Annotated in this window: 17 protein-coding genes; 5 read left to right on the top strand and 12 right to left on the bottom strand. The window is 71.8% G+C overall.

Annotated elements, in window-relative coordinates; genetic code table 11:
• Positions 1-3: 3 nt before the first annotated feature.
• The 10 genes from ACZ7M2_RS19325 to ACZ7M2_RS19280 form a co-directional block, all read right to left on the bottom strand.
• Positions 4-549 (bottom strand): MauE/DoxX family redox-associated membrane protein, encoded by a 546-nt coding sequence (locus ACZ7M2_RS19325; RefSeq protein WP_471596278.1) that lies wholly within the window; start codon positions 547-549, stop codon positions 4-6.
• Complete coding sequence (locus ACZ7M2_RS19320; RefSeq protein WP_471596277.1) at positions 546-1,415, bottom strand: ABC transporter permease; 870 nt, start codon at positions 1,413-1,415, stop codon at positions 546-548. Before ACZ7M2_RS19320 ends, ACZ7M2_RS19325 begins: the two co-directional genes overlap by 4 nt.
• Complete coding sequence (locus ACZ7M2_RS19315; protein WP_471596276.1) at positions 1,412-2,377, bottom strand: ATP-binding cassette domain-containing protein; 966 nt, start codon at positions 2,375-2,377, stop codon at positions 1,412-1,414. The genes ACZ7M2_RS19320 and ACZ7M2_RS19315 overlap by 4 nt, the downstream gene beginning before the upstream one ends.
• Positions 2,374-2,844, bottom strand: coding sequence for a lasso peptide biosynthesis B2 protein (locus ACZ7M2_RS19310; protein WP_471596275.1), 471 nt, complete (start codon positions 2,842-2,844; stop codon positions 2,374-2,376). The genes ACZ7M2_RS19315 and ACZ7M2_RS19310 overlap by 4 nt, the downstream gene beginning before the upstream one ends.
• Positions 2,841-3,104, bottom strand: a complete 264-nt coding sequence (locus tag ACZ7M2_RS19305; protein ID WP_352044234.1) for a lasso peptide biosynthesis PqqD family chaperone — start codon at positions 3,102-3,104, stop codon at positions 2,841-2,843. The genes ACZ7M2_RS19310 and ACZ7M2_RS19305 overlap by 4 nt, the downstream gene beginning before the upstream one ends.
• Complete coding sequence (locus tag ACZ7M2_RS19300; protein ID WP_471596274.1) at positions 3,101-4,942, bottom strand: lasso peptide isopeptide bond-forming cyclase; 1,842 nt, start codon at positions 4,940-4,942, stop codon at positions 3,101-3,103. The genes ACZ7M2_RS19305 and ACZ7M2_RS19300 overlap by 4 nt, the downstream gene beginning before the upstream one ends.
• A gap of 72 nt (positions 4,943-5,014) precedes the next feature.
• Positions 5,015-5,143: an aborycin family tricyclic lasso peptide gene (locus ACZ7M2_RS19295; RefSeq protein WP_103079660.1), complete on the bottom strand. Its 129-nt coding sequence runs from the start codon at positions 5,141-5,143 to the stop codon at positions 5,015-5,017.
• 116 nt (positions 5,144-5,259) lie between these two features.
• Positions 5,260-6,012: an ABC transporter permease gene (locus ACZ7M2_RS19290; RefSeq protein WP_471596273.1), complete on the bottom strand. Its 753-nt coding sequence runs from the start codon at positions 6,010-6,012 to the stop codon at positions 5,260-5,262.
• On the bottom strand, positions 6,005-6,952 hold the full coding sequence (locus ACZ7M2_RS19285; RefSeq protein ID WP_471596272.1) for an ABC transporter ATP-binding protein: 948 nt from the start codon (positions 6,950-6,952) through the stop codon (positions 6,005-6,007). The genes ACZ7M2_RS19290 and ACZ7M2_RS19285 overlap by 8 nt, the downstream gene beginning before the upstream one ends.
• Positions 6,953-7,098: 146 nt before the next feature.
• Positions 7,099-8,232: a sensor histidine kinase gene (locus ACZ7M2_RS19280; RefSeq protein WP_471596271.1), complete on the bottom strand. Its 1,134-nt coding sequence runs from the start codon at positions 8,230-8,232 to the stop codon at positions 7,099-7,101.
• A 151-nt stretch (positions 8,233-8,383) separates the two neighbouring features.
• Here ACZ7M2_RS19280 and ACZ7M2_RS19275 point away from each other — a divergent pair, with 151 nt between their 5' ends.
• From ACZ7M2_RS19275 to ACZ7M2_RS19260, 4 genes are all read left to right on the top strand, one after another.
• Positions 8,384-9,076, top strand: coding sequence for a LuxR C-terminal-related transcriptional regulator (locus ACZ7M2_RS19275; RefSeq protein WP_471596270.1), 693 nt, complete (start codon positions 8,384-8,386; stop codon positions 9,074-9,076).
• Between the two features lie 271 nt (positions 9,077-9,347).
• Positions 9,348-10,706: an alkaline phosphatase gene (locus ACZ7M2_RS19270; RefSeq protein ID WP_471596269.1), complete on the top strand. Its 1,359-nt coding sequence runs from the start codon at positions 9,348-9,350 to the stop codon at positions 10,704-10,706.
• Positions 10,707-10,878: 172 nt separating this feature from the next.
• Positions 10,879-11,103 carry a hypothetical protein gene (locus ACZ7M2_RS19265; protein ID WP_471596543.1) on the top strand — a complete coding sequence of 75 codons (225 nt, stop codon included), beginning with the start codon at positions 10,879-10,881 and terminating at the stop codon, positions 11,101-11,103.
• A gap of 151 nt (positions 11,104-11,254) precedes the next feature.
• Entirely contained in the window at positions 11,255-11,770 is a 516-nt protein-coding gene (locus tag ACZ7M2_RS19260) for a hypothetical protein (protein ID WP_471596268.1), read from the top strand.
• A 386-nt stretch (positions 11,771-12,156) separates the two neighbouring features.
• Here ACZ7M2_RS19260 and ACZ7M2_RS19255 read toward each other — a convergent pair whose 3' ends face one another.
• A complete protein-coding gene (locus tag ACZ7M2_RS19255) occupies positions 12,157-12,909 on the bottom strand; it encodes a DUF1775 domain-containing protein (protein WP_471596267.1) in 753 nt (250 codons plus the stop codon).
• On the bottom strand, positions 12,846-13,655 hold the full coding sequence (locus ACZ7M2_RS19250; RefSeq protein WP_471596266.1) for a hypothetical protein: 810 nt from the start codon (positions 13,653-13,655) through the stop codon (positions 12,846-12,848). The genes ACZ7M2_RS19255 and ACZ7M2_RS19250 overlap by 64 nt, the downstream gene beginning before the upstream one ends.
• Positions 13,656-14,051: 396 nt before the next feature.
• Here ACZ7M2_RS19250 and ACZ7M2_RS19245 point away from each other — a divergent pair, with 396 nt between their 5' ends.
• Positions 14,052-15,110, top strand: a complete 1,059-nt coding sequence (locus tag ACZ7M2_RS19245) for a cation diffusion facilitator family transporter (RefSeq protein WP_471596265.1) — start codon at positions 14,052-14,054, stop codon at positions 15,108-15,110.
• Positions 15,111-15,144: the final 34 nt, after the last annotated feature.

The raw sequence follows: 15,144 nt of genomic DNA, 5'->3' as shown, positions 1-15,144 counted from the left end.
CCCTCACTCCTTCGGGTCGAGGACCCAGCCGTCCAGCGCGTACCGGGTGCGCGGATTCCGGATCAGGAGGGCGGCCGCGCCGAGCAGCAGCAGGTCACGCCCGATGTCGAGCGCGTAGCCGCGTACGGCGCCACCGCTGAGCGTGCCTCCGCCGCCGAAACAGCCGCAGTCGATGGACATGCCCCGGGCCCACACCGAGGCGATGGCCGCCGCGTAGGCGAGCAGCAGGACGGCCGTGCCCGCCGCCGCGGCCCTGGTGGCCAGCCCGGCCGCGAGCAGCAGCGCGAGCGCCACCTCGACGAACGGCAGGACTCCGCCCACGAGCTGGGCGGAATCGGCGGGCACGATGCGGTAGAGCGCGACCGTCCGTCCGGCCTCCGTGAGGTCCCCGATCTTCACCAGACCCGCGTAGGCCAGCACCGCCGCCAGCAGCAGCCGGGCCGCGAGTCGTGCCATGCCCGCCCAACGCCCGTCCGGGACAACGGGGTTGACCGTCGTCATGACGTCCGCCGGGCCCGCGTCCACCGTGTCCTGTCCTCCCCGGCTCATGACGTACGGGAGAACCGGTAGCCGGCGAGGCCCAGCGCGACCGCCGTGAGGGCGGCCAGGACACCCAGTTCGGCGACCACGGGCGGATGCCAGTCGCCGAGCATCAGCCGGGTCTGCGCCGAGGTGAGCACGCTCGGGCCCGGCAGGGTCCGGCGGACCGCGTCGACGCCGTACGTCAGCGGATTGAGCTTGACGACGGTGTCGAGCCAGCCGGGCAGGCCGTTGGGCGGGAACATCGCGCCGGAGAAGAACATCAGCGGCATCAGACTCAGGTTCACCACGACTTGGAAGGTGTCGACCTGCCGGATGGTGACGGCGGCCAGCAGCCCGAGCGCGGTGAACATCAGTGAGACCAGCAGGAGTTCGAGCAGTACGACCAGCAGCATCGGCGTGTAGCGGATGCTCGCGATCCCGCCGACGGACAGCACCATGAGGCCGTAGACCGCGCCCGTGGTGGCGCCCCCGAAGGCCAGCCCGAAGACGATGGACGCGCGGGGGAACGGCGCCACCAGCATCTGGCGCAGCACCCCCAGCCTGCGGTCCCACACCAGCGAGATGCCCACCGCGATGGCCGGCGCCTGCACCGACATGACCAGCGTACCGGGGAACAAGTAGGCACGGTAGTCGTTCAGTTGGGCCTTGCCGAGGCTGGAGGACGCGGCGTCGAGGCCGGTGCCGAGGACGACGAGGAACAGCAGCGGTGTCACGAGGCCCATGGCCAGGCGTACGGGGTTGTGCCGCAGCCGGGTCATCTCCCGCCGCCACAGCAGCAGTACAGGGCGGGCCGGGTGGCGGGACCGGTCGGCCGGTGGCGATGCGGCTTTGACGTCGTCGAGTGCGGCGGGTGCGGTGTCGGTCCGGCTCATCGCAGTCCTTCCCCGAGATTGCCGAGCGTGCGCGGGCCGGTCGGGCTCTCCCGGATGGCGAGACCGGTGTGGTGCAGGAAGACGTCGTCGAGCGTGGGCGGCGCGACGGCCACCTCACGTACGGTCACGCCGAGTTCGGTGCACAGCCGCGGCACCAGGGCCGCCGCGCGCTCCACCCGGAGCAGCAGACCGTCCGGAGTGGACTCCACCGGGAGACCGAACCGGTCGGCGAGGACGTCGGCGGCCCGCGGGTCGTCGTCGGTGCGCAGGACCACGAGGTCGGCCCCGATGACGGACTTGAGGTCCGCGGGTGTGCCCTCCGTGACCACCTTGCCGCGGTCGATGATCGCGATCCGGTCGCAGTGCTCGGCCTCGTCCAGCTGGTGGGTGGTGACGAACACCGTGATGCCCCGCTCCCGCCGCAGCCGCTCCAGGTGGTCCCAGACGGCGGCGCGGGTCTGGGCGTCCAGCCCGGTCGTCGGCTCGTCGAGGAACAGCACACTGGGCTCGGCGAGCAGACCGCGGGCGATCTCCAGACGACGGCGCAGTCCGGTGGAGAACTGCCGTACCGGCACCCGGTGGCGTTCGGAGAGGTCCATCAGATCGAGCATCGAGGCGATGGCCTCGCGGGACGCGCGGCGGGACAGGCCGCACAGGTCGGCCTGGAAGCGGAGGTTCTCGGCGGCGGTGAGGTCCAGGTCGAGGGTCGACTCCTGGAACACGATGCCGATCCGGCGGCGGACCTCGGCGGGCCGGGCGGCGACGTCGAAGCCGGCCACCTCCGCGCGGCCCGCGGTGGGCCGCAGCAGGGTGATCAGCATGTTGATGGTGGTGGTCTTGCCCGCGCCGTTCGGCCCGAGGAAGCCGTAGACGCTGCCCGTGGGCACGGTCAGGTCGAGCCCGTTCACGGCCGGCGTGGTGCCGTAGTACGCGTAGAGGCCCTCGGCCCGGACCGCCGTCATGAGCGACTCCCCTCGGAGGGGTGGAGCGGCCGGCCGGAGGTGGTCCGGCGCCGGTCCGGGCGGCGGACCGCCAACACCGTGTGGAACACGCTGAGTTCACCGGGTTCGTCCACCGGCCGCCCGTCGGCCTCCACCCAGGCGTGCGCGCCGAACGGTTCGGTTCTGAACCCCGTGCACCAGTCGGCCCACCTGCCGTGCGCCCGGCACAGCAAGGCGGTGGCCACGGAACGCTGGAGGCAGCCGAGGCCCGCGCAGCGGGTGCTCACCGAGACGACGGACCGGCGCGCGTACGCCACCTCGGCGTATCCGGCGGGCTGGGACCCCTTGCTGACCACACCCAGCACGCGATGCAGCCGGGCCGGGGGCAACCGGACCAGCAGCCGTGCCGCCCCGGCGGCGCACCGGGGGCCCAACTGCCGGTACCAGGGCAGCCGTGGGGCCTGTTCGGCCACGGCGGGGGTGGTCACGAGGCCACCTCCACCAGTTTGGCGGCGCTGAGCGCGTCGATGAGGGCCTGGACGTCCTGCCGTGCCTGGTCGTCGCCGACCGGGGCGGCGGCGCACAGGCCGGCGGCGGCCGCGTCGGGCGCCGTTCCGTCGAGCAGCTGGCGCAGCACGCCCGCGCCGGAGTGGTTCAGCTGCCAGTAGCGGCCGCGGCGCCCGTCGAGCAGGACGGCCCCGGAGTCGATGTCGGTGAGGGTGACGTCGCGGGCGAGGGTCAGCTTCATCGGAGTTCTCCCGTGTGCGTGTTCTCGGCGGAGGGCGGGGGGTACGTCTCCGGGTGCGTCCGCAGCCAGCTCTCGCAGGCCACGGTGGTGTCGATCGGCTGGAGATGGTGGGACATCGGTCCCGGGTTCAGCACCGCGGACCGGAAGGCCGCCGGGTCGATGAGACCGAGCCGGGCGAGGTGGGAGTCCTCGCACAGCTCCAGGATCCGGGCCCGGTTGCGGGCCAGGCCCCGGAACGCCTCCGCGCTGAACTCGCCCTTGTCGCGGCGGCCCAGGATGTCCGCGGGGACCAGACCCCGCGCGGCCGAGGTGAGCAGTGGCTTGAACCGCCCGCCGGTCAGGCGCTGGTCGATCCGGGTGGCCAGGGCCGCCTCCACCACCCGGTCGTCGAGGAAGGGCGCGTCCCAGGTGATGCCGGTGTCCCCGAGCGCGGTGTTGACCTGGCGGACGGTCGTTCCCTCGAAGACGAGCGAGGCGAGCGCCTGGTGCCGGGCCCGGTCGGCGTCCAGGGGCCCGGGCCCCTCGGTCGCGGCATCGGTGAGCAGGGCGCGGACCGCGTCCACCGCGTCGGGGGTCGCCCAGGCCGGCATGCGGGGCGCGAACACCCAGCCGAAGTCCGGCTCGTCGACGGGCGGGGGCGGGGCGTCGATGCGGGCGGCGACCCGGCCGAGGTTCCGCGCGAACGTCGACCGGTCGAGGAGCGAGCGTACGGTCGCCCGCCACGGCCAGCGATTGGCCAGCCGGTAGCGGTTGACGAGCCGCAGCCCGCCGACCGGGGTGGCCCGGGCCAGCGACCAGGCGCAGGCGGGCATCCGGCCGAACAGCTCGTCACCGCCGAAGCCGGTCAGGTGCAGCGAGGCGCCCTCGGCCGTGGCCCGCTTGGCCAGGTCCTGGATGTGGGCGAGTCCGGAGGCCCAGGTCGAGGGGCCCTCCGGGGCCGCGCCCACGAGGTCGGCGGTGTAGCCGACGTCGAAGAGGTTCTCGGAGCGGTCGGCGGACAGCGTGTGGTGCCGGGCCGCCGGCAGGCACTCCGCGGCCCGGCGGGCCCAGACCGTGTCCGCGTTGGCGCTGTCGATCGGCATCACGTGGTACGTGATCAGGTCGGCGCCGGCCGCGTGGGCGAGGAAGCACAGCGAGGTCGAGTCCAGGCCGCCGGACAGGTCGGCGCTGAGGGTGCCGCCCGCGGCGACCCGGGTGGTGATCGCGTCGTCCAGCGCGGAGCGGACGGCGGCCGCTCCCTCCGCGAGTGTGAGGGACGGTTCCGGGAGTTCCCACCAGCGGTGCCGCCGGGCCCGGCCGTCGGTGTCCAGTTCCAGCCAGTGGCCGGTGGTGAGCGCCTCGATGCCCCGGCGGACCGGGCGTTGGGCGAGCGGCCAGGGCGGTCCGCCCGGCGCCAGCAGGCGGGCGGCGAGCACGCCCTCGTCGAGGTCGGCGCCGGTCAGCCGCAGCAGGGGCGCCACCCCGCTCGCGGCGACGGTCACCCCGTCGACGACGGTCGTGAAGATCTGTCGTACGCCGACGGCCGAACCCTGCACCCTGGTCCTGCCGTCCAGTGACACCGCCAGGTGGACGGCTCCCGGCAGCCGGGACGCGATCGCGTCCACGTCGTGCGGCGAGCGCAGCCGGCCGAGCGCGGCGGTCGCGGCGGCCGTGTCGAGCCGGGTGTGTCCCAGCACGGCCATCCGCCGTGGGCCCGCCTCGACGAACACGGCCTCTGTCTCGGGCCAGTCGCCGACTATCCAGGGGCGCCCCGACGCGTGGTCGACGCGCCGTGCCGCCCGCAGCCGGCCGGCCACCGCGGCACCGGCCGGGCAGTCCGGAAGAACCACGAATTCCATGTCGCCTCGCTCCCGTCTCCTCGTCACCCCGGATGGTGCCGGTGCGCGTGAACGCACCGGCACCGGACGTGATCACCAGAAGCAGACGATCGCGTAGCCGCAGCCGGCGAAGTCGTTGCAGCTTCCGACGCCGAGGCACTTCGTGAGCTCCTCGAAGTCGCCGACTTCCTGGAGCATGGGGGGCTCGTAGATCGCGGACATGGGCGTCCTCCCGTATCGGATCGGTCAGGCCGACCTTGTTCGGCCTGTGATCTGTCACGGAAGTTACGTGGCGGAATGTCCCAAGGGCATGGGGCAGCTGTCCCATGCCCGTCCTGTCAGCTGTCCCAACGGCGCTGGCGCAGCCAGCCCCAGCCGAGGGCGGCGATGGTCCAGGCGAGCAGCACCGTGACGCCGAAGGCCGTGTGCGGGGAGCGGACGGTGAGGAGTTCGTTTCCCGCCTGGTCGGGGAAGTACCGGGCCATCTCCTTGGTCGCCCCGATGAGGGACAGGATGTGCGTCCCGGCGAGCACCATCGGCAGCAGAACGGCCAGCGGTACGACGGCGTTGCGGGCGATCGCCGCGATACCGGCCGCGAACAGGCACATCAAGGTCAGATAGACGACCGCCCCGGCCAGGGCGCGCGGGACACCGCTCGCGCCGAGCGAGGAACCGTGGGACCCGAGAGCCGCCTGCGTGACCAGATAGCCGAGGACGGTGACGGGGACGGAGACGGCCACCGCCGCCAGGGCGGTGACGCCCATCTTCGCCGCGTACAGCCGCCCGCGCCGGGGTACGGCGAGCAGCGAGACACGGATCATGCCGGACGTGTACTCGCTGGTGACGACGAGCACGCCGAACACGATCAGCGCCAACTGGCCGTAGAGGATGCCGTCAAGACCGGCCTGTTCCGGGGTGAAGTCGGAACGCAGGCTCGGGTTGTCGGACTCCAGCGCGTTCTTCGCGGACCAGCCGTCGAGGGCGGCGATGAGCACGCTGACCGCGGCGAACAGCAGCAGGGAGATCTGGGTGCCGCGAATGCCGCGCAGCTTGGTGGTCTCGGCGCGGACGGCCGCGAGGGTCTCAGACATGCGTGTTCCTGCCCTTCTCACCGAGGACGCGTTCGCTGCCGGCTCCCGTGCGGGTGCCTTCTTCTCCGACGACGTCGAGGAAGGTCTCCTCCAACGACGTGGCGTGGGTGCCGAGTTCGTCGAGCGGGAAGCCGCCCGCCGCGGCGATCCGGCTGACGTCCGCGGCCGCCATGCCCACGACGTCCAGGCCTCCGCCGGGGATACGGGTCACGGTGGCGCCGCCACCTTCCAGCTCCCTGCCGAGCCTGTCGGGTTCGGGGGTGCGGACGCGGACGTACGACCGTCCGTGGCGCTCGATGAAGTCCGACATTCCGGTGTCCGCGAGGAGCCTGCCCCGGCTGATGACGACCAGGTGATCGGCGACCAGGGCCATCTCGGTCATCAGGTGGCTGGAGATGAGGACGGTACGGCCCTCGGCGGCCATCGAGCGCAGCAGGTCGCGCAGCCAGCGGATGCCCTCGGTGTCCAGGCCGTTGACCGGTTCGTCGAGCACCAGCACGGGCGGGTCGCCGAGGAGCGCGGCGGCCAGGCCCAGCCGCTGGCCCATGCCGAGGGAGAAGGTGCCGGTCCGGCGGCGGGCCGCGTCCGCGAGCCCGACCGTCTCCAGGACCTCGGCGACCCGGCCGCGGGCGATCCGGTTGCTCTGGGCGAGCCAGAGCAGATGGTCGCGCGCGGTCAGGCCGCGGTGCGGGGCCGAGGTCTCCAGCAGGGCGCCGATGTGGCGGAGGGGGTGGGCCAGGTCGCCGTAGGCGTGCCCGTCGATCCGCGCGGTTCCGGTGTCGGGGCGGGTCAGGCCCAGCATCATCCGCAGGGTGGTCGACTTCCCGGCGCCGTTGGGGCCGAGGAAGCCGGTGACGGCTCCGGGCCGCACCGTGAAGGTCAGGCCGTCCACGACGGTGGCCGGCCCGTACCGCTTGGTCAGGTTCTGGACGTCAATCACGCGACGAGTCTGGCCGCGGCAGCCGCACCGTACATCGGACCGGGGTCGGGACGGTGCGGGCCGGTTTCGCGGACCGGACCCATACCGGGGTATGAGACCGTTTCAGCCATATGCGGTGGGCGGGACGTAGGGCGGTTGCCGTGGCACTAGTACGGCAGTGTCGCGAGGATCCGGAAGCCCGTGCCGGGGCGGGGGCCTGCCGTGAGGGTCCCGCCGTGTGCGACGGCCCGTTCCCTCATCCCGACGAGCCCCATGTTGCCGCCGGGCACTGTCGGCCGGTGCCCGGCTCCGGGGCCGTCGTCGGTGACGCCGATCGTCAGCACGCCGTCCTGCGCGGTGACGCTGACCAGGCAGCGGGTCGGGGCAGCGTGTTTGACGACGTTGGTCAGCGCCTCCTGGACGATCCGGAACGCGGTCAGCGCGACCCCGTCGGGTGGTTCCTCCGCGCAGTCGGAGCGCAGGTCGACGCTGACGCCCGCCGCCTCGGCCGTATGCACCAGGGAAGGCAGGTCCGACAGTCCGGGGACCGGCTGGAGGTCCTGCTGCTGGTCGACGTGTTCTCGGCGCAGCACCTTGAGGGTGGCCCGCATGTCGCGCAGCGCCCTGCGGCTGATGTCCTCGATGACGGTGAGGGCTTCTTTGGCCTCCTCGGGGTGGGTGGCGATGACGTGGTTGGCGACCCCGGCCTTGATCGCGATCAGGCCCACGCTGTGGGTGACGACGTCGTGGATGTCCCGGGCGATCCTCATGCGTTCTTCGACCTTGGCCTGCTCGGCCGCCTGCACGATGGTCCGCCGTAGGCTCTCGCGGCGCTCCCGTACGGCCGTTCCCGCGGCCCACGTCGCCCCCAGCATCAACAGCCCGAACAGCAACTGCACCGCCACGGTGCCGCCTGTGTAGTGCTGCCCGCCCGTCACCGTCAGCAGGGCCGCGCCCGCCGTGCTCGCCCCGCCGACGATCACGGCCGACCGCCCCAGCTGCCGTCGCCGTGTCGTCGCGACCAGGTACAGGGCGTAGGCCGCGGAGAGGAAGACGGCAGGGCCGAGACCGGCGGCCAGCGCCGCGCAGGACGCGGTGAGGACGATCGCGAACACCGGGAGGGGCCACAGCCGCCGTACGGCGAGCGGCAGCGCGGTGGCGAGCGAGAGCAGTGATACGGCGAGCCCACCGGGCGCGCCGCCGCTCTCGGGCCGTACCAGCGTCAGTTGCGGAAGCAGGGCGAACCCGAGGGCCGCCGCCCCGTCGAGGAGGATCAGGCGTCGGCGCGAGACATCTCCCATGTCCCCAACCTAGGTGTCTGATCAGCAGGGCGTCCAACGCGGCCGGAACAGGACCATCACCGCTCAACTCGGTGCAGGTCGTCCGTTTCGTCTGCTTAGGCTGGCAGCGTCTTTGCAGGCGTACAAACGCTAACCATGGGGGTGCAAAGCTATGCGGATCAACCTGTTCATTCTCAGTGAGGACCCGGTGTCCCTGGCCGGACTTGAGGCGATCGTCGAACAGGACGACAGCGTCAACCTCATCGGCACGGCGGTGGACGAGTCCCACGGCCTTCGATGTCTGGAGAACAACCCGCTCCGGCCGGACGTGGTGATCATCGGTGAGCCGCCGTCAAAACGCGCCATCTGCAGGAACGTAGCGTGGATCGTCTCCCTGTATCGCCAGGAGAAGTCACGGCCACAGATCGTCGTGGTGTCGCAGAACGACTACGACGACGTGATCGTCTCCGCCCTCCGCCTCGGCGTGAACGGGTATCTCGCCCGGATCGCGTCCCCGGAGGAACTGTTTCAGTCCCTGCACATCGTGGCACGCGGGGGTGCCGCGTTCAGCCCGACGATCGCGGCTCGCTTCAGCACGTTCTTCGCCACCATGCAAAGACTCCCCGAGCCGCCGGAGTTCTCCCAACTGACGTGCAGGGAGACAGAGATACTGGAACTGCTCGCGGACGGCATGAACAACCGTCAGATCGCCCGGCGTCTCTTTCTCGCAGAGAAGACCGTTCGCAACTACGTCTCCCGCATCTTCACCAAACTGGAGGTGCATGACCGGGCCGCCGCCGCACTGCGCGCACGCGACGCCGGTTTCGGCGACCAGCCCGACACCGTACTGCCCCAACACGCCTGACCACGTCCGGAGATCGAGCGCGCGGCCCTCTTCCACCCACGCGGCGGCGATCGGCTCGACCGCGTTCGGTACGCCCCGCTGATCGTCGAGGACCCCGAGCAAGCCTGTCGGCACATCATGTCCTCCGATTTGGGCGACCAAGTTCGGGTCAAGTTCGGGTCATGTTTCTGATGTGACGGCAGCCCCGGAATGTCACCCTCGATTCACCGACGGCTGATGGTCTGGCGTCCGTCGGCACCCGCAGCGACACGAGATCCCAGGAGCCAACTCCATGCACAGAACGTCCCGTCGTCACCTCACGATCGGCACCTCCGTGGTCGCCGCCATCGCGGCCGCAGTGGCCGTCACCTCCGTCGCCGGAGCGTCCGACACCAAGGAGCAGGCCGAGAACGCGGTCAAGGGCGGGAAGGCGAAGAACGTCATCCTGCTGATCGGCGACGGCATGGGCGACTCGGAGATCACCCTCGCCCGTGACTACACCGTGGGCGCCAACGGCCGCCTGAACATGGACAAGTTCCCGCTGACGGGTGCGTACACGACGTACGCGGTGCACGCGGACGGCACCCCGGACTACGTGACCGACTCGGCGGCGAGCGGCACCGGCTGGGCGACCGGCGTCAAGACCGTCAACGGGCGGATCTCCAAGACGCCGGGTACCGACAAGGCCGTACGGACGATCCTGGAGCTGGCGCAGAAGAGCGGCTACGCCACCGGCAACGTCACCACCGCCGAGCTGACCGACGCGACCCCGGCGGTCCTCGACTCGCACGTCACCGACCGCTCCTGCCAGGGCCCGGCCGACATGGCCAAGTGCCCGACGGACGCGATCGCGGCCGGCGGCCCGGGCTCGATCGCCGAGCAGTCCGTCAACCACAAGGTGGACGTGCTCTTCGGCGGCGGCAAGCAGCGGTTCGACCAGAAGGTCACCGACGGCAAGTACAAGGGCCTGACGGTCGCCGAGCAGGCGCGGAAGGTCGGCTACCAGGTCGTCACCGACGACGCGTCGATGAAGGCGGCCAAGGCGGGCAAGCCGGTGCTCGGCCTGTTCGCCACCGGCAACGTGCCGGTGGAGTGGACCGGCAAGGCCGCCGCTGTCGGCGGCACCGACCCGCAGCGGTGCGTGACCTCCAACCCGAACCGGCCGTCGAACACGCCGAGCCTTGCCGACTCCGCCACCAAGGCGATCCAGCTCCTCGAGGCCAAGCAGAAGCACTCCAAGAAGGGCTTCTTCCTGCAGATCGAGGGCGCCTCGATCGACAAGCAGGACCACGCGGCCGACCCGTGCGGGCAGATCGGCGAGACCGCGGCCTTCGACCGCGCGGTGAAGGTGGCCCGGGCGTACGCGGCCAAGCACCCCGACACGCTCGTGGTGACCACCGCCGACCACGGCCACACCAGCCAGATCGTCCCGCTGGAGGCCACCCCGCCCGGCCTGTCCTCCACGCTCGTCACCAACGAGGGACAGCAGCTGAAGGTCAACTACTCGACCAACACGCCGGGCCAGTCCCAGGAGCACACCGGCACCGAGGTGCGGATCGCGGCGCAGGGTCCGCAGGCGTACCGGGTGCTGGGTGTCACGAACCAGACGGACCTGTTCACGACGATCCGTGAGGCGCTGCGTCTGCGCTGACCGGGGCGCGGGAATGTTCTGAGAAGAGGGGAGACCGGCCGCCACCGGTCTCCCCTTCCCCTTTGTTCGGGCCTTCCTCTTTGTTCAGGCCGCGGCGAGCCACGGCGCGGACACCATGGTGTACAGGTTGTAGTGGGTGGCGACGAGGCGGTCGCCGGAGCGTGTGACGACGGTGTCCATCTCGAACGGGTGGACCACCGCGCTGCCGGCCGCGACCTTCCTGCGCCTGCCGCACCTCCTCGACACCCTGGAGCAGTTGCCCGCCGGCCGGCCCGTCGAGCTGAACCTCGCCGGGCCGCGCCACCTCGACCACGCCTGCATGAGCACCCTGCAGAACTGGGCAGACCCGCACAACGCACACACCGTCCAGCCCGAGCGCACCCGCGCCCTGGCATGAGGACAGGCCCGTGGGGCGGTTGTCCCGACCGCCCCACGGGCTCGCGGTGACATACGGGGTGAACAGCCCTTGGCGTTCACCCGTACTCCTTGTCGTACGCCTGTCCGCGCTGCGGGCAGCTCAACGCGGATACGCGGAGACGGAGAGGCACGTGCTTCAGCAGCAGCCACGCGGACGTGGCGGACGTACCGGACGCACTCTGACCACTTCCCGCCTGGTGCGCGGCGCCGCGCTGGTCGGTGGCCTGACCCTGCTCCCCCTGGCCACGGCGTGCAGCGGAGGTGAGGACGACGCCGCTGCGGAGCGCAAGCGGGCGAAGGCGTCCGTGACGGCCGCTCCCGCGGCCGGGGTCGTGGCACCCGCGAAGGTCGAGGTGATCGCCAACCTGACCGGCTGCAAGCCCAAGATCCGCATCGACGCGGAGGAACTGCGCCAGGGCGTATGCCACACGAAGAAGGTCGACTACCTCATCACCACCTTCCCCGAGGATCGGTACAAGGAGCTCTGGCTGGACAGCGCCAGCGGATACGGGGGCAAGTACCTCGTCGGCACCCGCTGGATCGTCAGTGCCCAGCCCGAACTGCTCGAGGGGTTCCGCTCCAAACTCGGGGGAACCATCCGGCAGCTGAGGGGCTACGGCCCCACCGCGGCCCCGAGCACGTCGTAGCGTCCGGCACCGCCTTCACCTGCCGCGTGCTGCGGCCGCGTACACCCCACCCTGTCTTGTGACGTGGTCCGGCCGGTGGAGCCTGCAGGCAGGTCTCGTGCCTGGCGTCGGCTGTCCTCGTCGAGCCCGACGGCCTCGGTCCGGCTTGTTCCCCTCGGCGGATTCCGACGATGCCGAGGACGAGCAGGCCGTGGTGGCGGCACACAGCAGGGTCGCGACCGGCGCGGCGGCGGAGAGGGAGGGGGCACGGCGACGGGAACGTGCGTCGGTCATGGGGGCTCCTCGGTGTCGGCCACCGCTGTGACGCCGGCCGGCCCAGGAACGTTCACGGCAGCGGCCGACCGTCGCCCCGGGGCAGTTGCACCCCAGGGCGACGGCGGTGGACGTCAGCTCTGGGACGAGGCGGTCCGCCGCCTGACCAGCCACCAGGCCCCGCCGCCGAGCACGAGCAGGACGACGACGATCACGCCGGCCAGGGCACCGGAGGACATGCCGTCGCCCTCATCAGCCGCCGTGTCACGGGCAGCCGCCGAGGCGTCGGACTCCGTCGCGGCGGCGGAGGGGGAGGAGGCCGCGCTCTCCGACTGCGTCGCCGTCGGGCTGGAGCCGGCGCCGGCGCTGGGGTTGACCGGCTTGGCGCCCGGGGCCGCCGCCTTCAGTGCGAGGACCGGGGCGGGCTGCTCGGGTTCCTGGCCACCCGTGGGGAGTTCGATCCAGCGGGAGACCTTCCCGTCGCTGTAGGTCTCGACGGTCTTGAACACCAGCTCCTTCGCGTCCGGCAGCTGCCGGACCTTGATCTTGTACTCGGCGTCGACCCCGGCCTTCAGCGCCGGGCCGCCGACCGTGTAACCGTCTTTGGCCGCCGTCAGCTTCCAGCCCTTGGGGGCCTCGTCGAGGGTGACGTCGGCAGGGGCGATGCCCTCGGGAAGCACGATCCGCATCGCGGTGAAGCCCGCGGAGGCGGACTCGGCCTCGGAGACGAAGCTCAGGGTGACGTTCTCCGCCAGGGCCTGTGGGCGGTCGGCTTCGACCTCCGCGTGGGCGGCGGCCGGTGCGGCCAGGGCGAGCGTGGCCGTCAGCGCGACAGCGCCGGCCAGTACGAAACGCCGGCCGGCACGTGCCGGGGGGCGGGTGGACATGGACACAGGGAGACTCCTTGCTGATACGGGAGAATCCGGCCCCGCGGCTGCCGGGACCGGTGAAGGACCGAAGGGTTCTCCCGCTGCGGTGGTCCCCTGCGCACCACCGCGTGCTCCAGTACTTCTTCCCATGCCTGGGCCGCCACCGCGAAGAAGGGGCCGGCCCGCCGAGTCGGCAGCCGGAGCACCACCCTCTCCGGATCGGTGATCGCTCGCGGCAGCACCTGGGCCAGGGCCGCCGCGGCCGCCCTGGTCAGTGTGCGCAGCGTGCCGAGCGCCGCGGTCATCCGTACGTCCGCCCGGTGCAGCAGCCACGCCACCGCCAGCGCGGCGAGCGTGTGCACGGCCGTCATCGCCACTCCGGCGTGATGCCAGGAGTGACCGTCCCCGGAGGCGGAGGCCATGTGCCCGGCGTGCATCGCGTGCCGCGGCATCGCCATCGAGGTGGCGCCGTCCATGGCGGACAGCGCGAGGTGCAGTACCCCCTGTGTCGTCAGGGTGAGGGTGAGGGTCGCGACCGGTGCGTAGCGGCGCCGGGCGAGCGGCCAGACCGCCGCGAACTGCGCCACGATCAACAGGGCCGCCAGCCGCCAGGGCACGGTGCCTTCGGCGATCGTGTGGTGCCCGAAGGCCGCGAGTACGGTGCCGAGCACGGCGAACAGGCCGGCCCGCGCGCACGCACCCGCGTGGCTGGCCCGGCCCGCTCGGGCATGTCTCTCGTGCCCGGTCACGTGATCAGGTGGCACGGCCGCCATCATTCCCTACCGGCCGGGCGGAGCGGGCGACACCGTCGCAGGACCGTGCCGGCACATGCCCGCCCAGCGGCAGCAGCACGCACAACACCGCCAGCACGCTCGCCCGTAGTCCCCGCAGCACGCCGGACGCCGGAGAGACGGCTTCTCGCGGGCGGCGCGGACGCATCGAGGTACGGGCCTTCGAAAGCCCGCCCGCCGGTTCACGACAGGGTCGGCAGTCGCGGCGTCGTCACTCGACCCATCGCCAAGTTCCGCACGTACGTGCAGGTCGGGGCCCTGTTACCGCACATGACAACGGTGACCGATGCAGCCTTTGGTGATGGGCGCAGCCGTGCGTTTCACTGCGATCAGGACACCGTCGCACGACACGAGGGGGAAGGCGTCAGCATGAGCGGTCACAGCCACGAGCGCGAGACTGGTCCGGGACACGATCACGGCGCGGGACACGACCATGGCGCGGGCGGCCACGCAGGCCACTCCCATGGCGTCTCGGCGGACGCGGACCGCCGTTGGCTGGCCATCGCCCTCACCCTCATCACCGCGTTCATGGCCGTCGAGGTCGTCATCGGCGTCGTCGCCGGCTCACTGGCCCTGATCTCGGACGCGGCGCACATGCTCACCGACGCCGCCTCGATCGTCCTGGCGCTGATCGCGATGCGGCTGGCGGCCCGTCCGGCCAAGGGCGGCTACACCTACGGCCTCAAGCGCGCCGAGATCCTCTCCGCCCAGGCCAACGGCCTGACCCTGCTCCTGCTGGGCGCCTGGCTGGCGTACGAGGCGGTACGCCGGCTGATCTCCCCGCCCGCGGTCGAGGGCGGCCTCATGCTCGCCACCGCGCTCGCCGGCATCGCCGTGAACGTGGTCGCGACCTGGTGCCTCTCCAAGGCCAACCGCTCCTCCCTCAACGTCGAGGGCGCCTACCAGCACATCCTCAACGACCTGTTCGCCTTCATCGGCACCGCGATCGCCGCGCTGATCGTCGTCCTGACCGGCTTCGCCCGCGCCGACGCGATCGCCACCCTCGTCGTCGTCGCGCTGATGGTGAAGGCCGGGTACGGGCTGCTGCGCGAGTCCGGCCGCATCTTCCTCGAGGCGGCCCCGGCCAACGTCGACCCGGACGCCCTCGGCGACAAGCTGGTCGCCGAGCCGACGGTCGTCGAAGTCCACGACCTGCACGTCTGGCAGATCACCTCAGGCCAGTCCGCCCTCTCCGCCCACGTCCTGGTCGAGCCGAGCGGCGACTGCCACGCCGTCCGCCGCGACCTCGAAGAACTCCTGCGCCACGACTACGGCATCGCCCACACCACCCTCCAGGTAGACCACGCACCGGCCTCGGTGCCGCAGGTCGCCCTGCCCGGCGACCGTGACCTGCTGCCCACCGATGACGCGGGGCACTGCGCGGAGTCGCACGGCCCGGTCCACCGGGATGAGCCGCACGAACACTGAGGGCCGGACAGTCCACGGTTTCCCGAAGTCAGCC

This window comes from Streptomyces sp. NPDC111507, assembly GCF_055638955.1.
The sequence above is the reverse complement of the archived record's forward strand: the minus strand, read 5'-3'. Positions and strand labels throughout refer to the sequence as shown.

Coding starts and splice junctions, on each gene's coding strand:
- ACZ7M2_RS19280 (WP_471596271.1), bottom strand. CDS start 8,232: ATGGGAGATGTCTCGCGCCGACGCCTGATCCTCCTCGACGGGGCGGCG.
- ACZ7M2_RS19325 (WP_471596278.1), bottom strand. CDS start 549: ATGAGCCGGGGAGGACAGGACACGGTGGACGCGGGCCCGGCGGACGTC.
- ACZ7M2_RS19295 (WP_103079660.1), bottom strand. CDS start 5,143: ATGTCCGCGATCTACGAGCCCCCCATGCTCCAGGAAGTCGGCGACTTC.
- ACZ7M2_RS19300 (WP_471596274.1), bottom strand. CDS start 4,942: ATGGAATTCGTGGTTCTTCCGGACTGCCCGGCCGGTGCCGCGGTGGCC.
- ACZ7M2_RS19305 (WP_352044234.1), bottom strand. CDS start 3,104: ATGAAGCTGACCCTCGCCCGCGACGTCACCCTCACCGACATCGACTCC.
- ACZ7M2_RS19255 (WP_471596267.1), bottom strand. CDS start 12,909: ATGTCCACCCGCCCCCCGGCACGTGCCGGCCGGCGTTTCGTACTGGCC.
- ACZ7M2_RS19245 (WP_471596265.1), top strand. CDS start 14,052: ATGAGCGGTCACAGCCACGAGCGCGAGACTGGTCCGGGACACGATCAC.
- ACZ7M2_RS19315 (WP_471596276.1), bottom strand. CDS start 2,377: ATGACGGCGGTCCGGGCCGAGGGCCTCTACGCGTACTACGGCACCACG.
- ACZ7M2_RS19290 (WP_471596273.1), bottom strand. CDS start 6,012: ATGTCTGAGACCCTCGCGGCCGTCCGCGCCGAGACCACCAAGCTGCGC.
- ACZ7M2_RS19270 (WP_471596269.1), top strand. CDS start 9,348: ATGCACAGAACGTCCCGTCGTCACCTCACGATCGGCACCTCCGTGGTC.
- ACZ7M2_RS19320 (WP_471596277.1), bottom strand. CDS start 1,415: ATGAGCCGGACCGACACCGCACCCGCCGCACTCGACGACGTCAAAGCC.
- ACZ7M2_RS19275 (WP_471596270.1), top strand. CDS start 8,384: ATGCGGATCAACCTGTTCATTCTCAGTGAGGACCCGGTGTCCCTGGCC.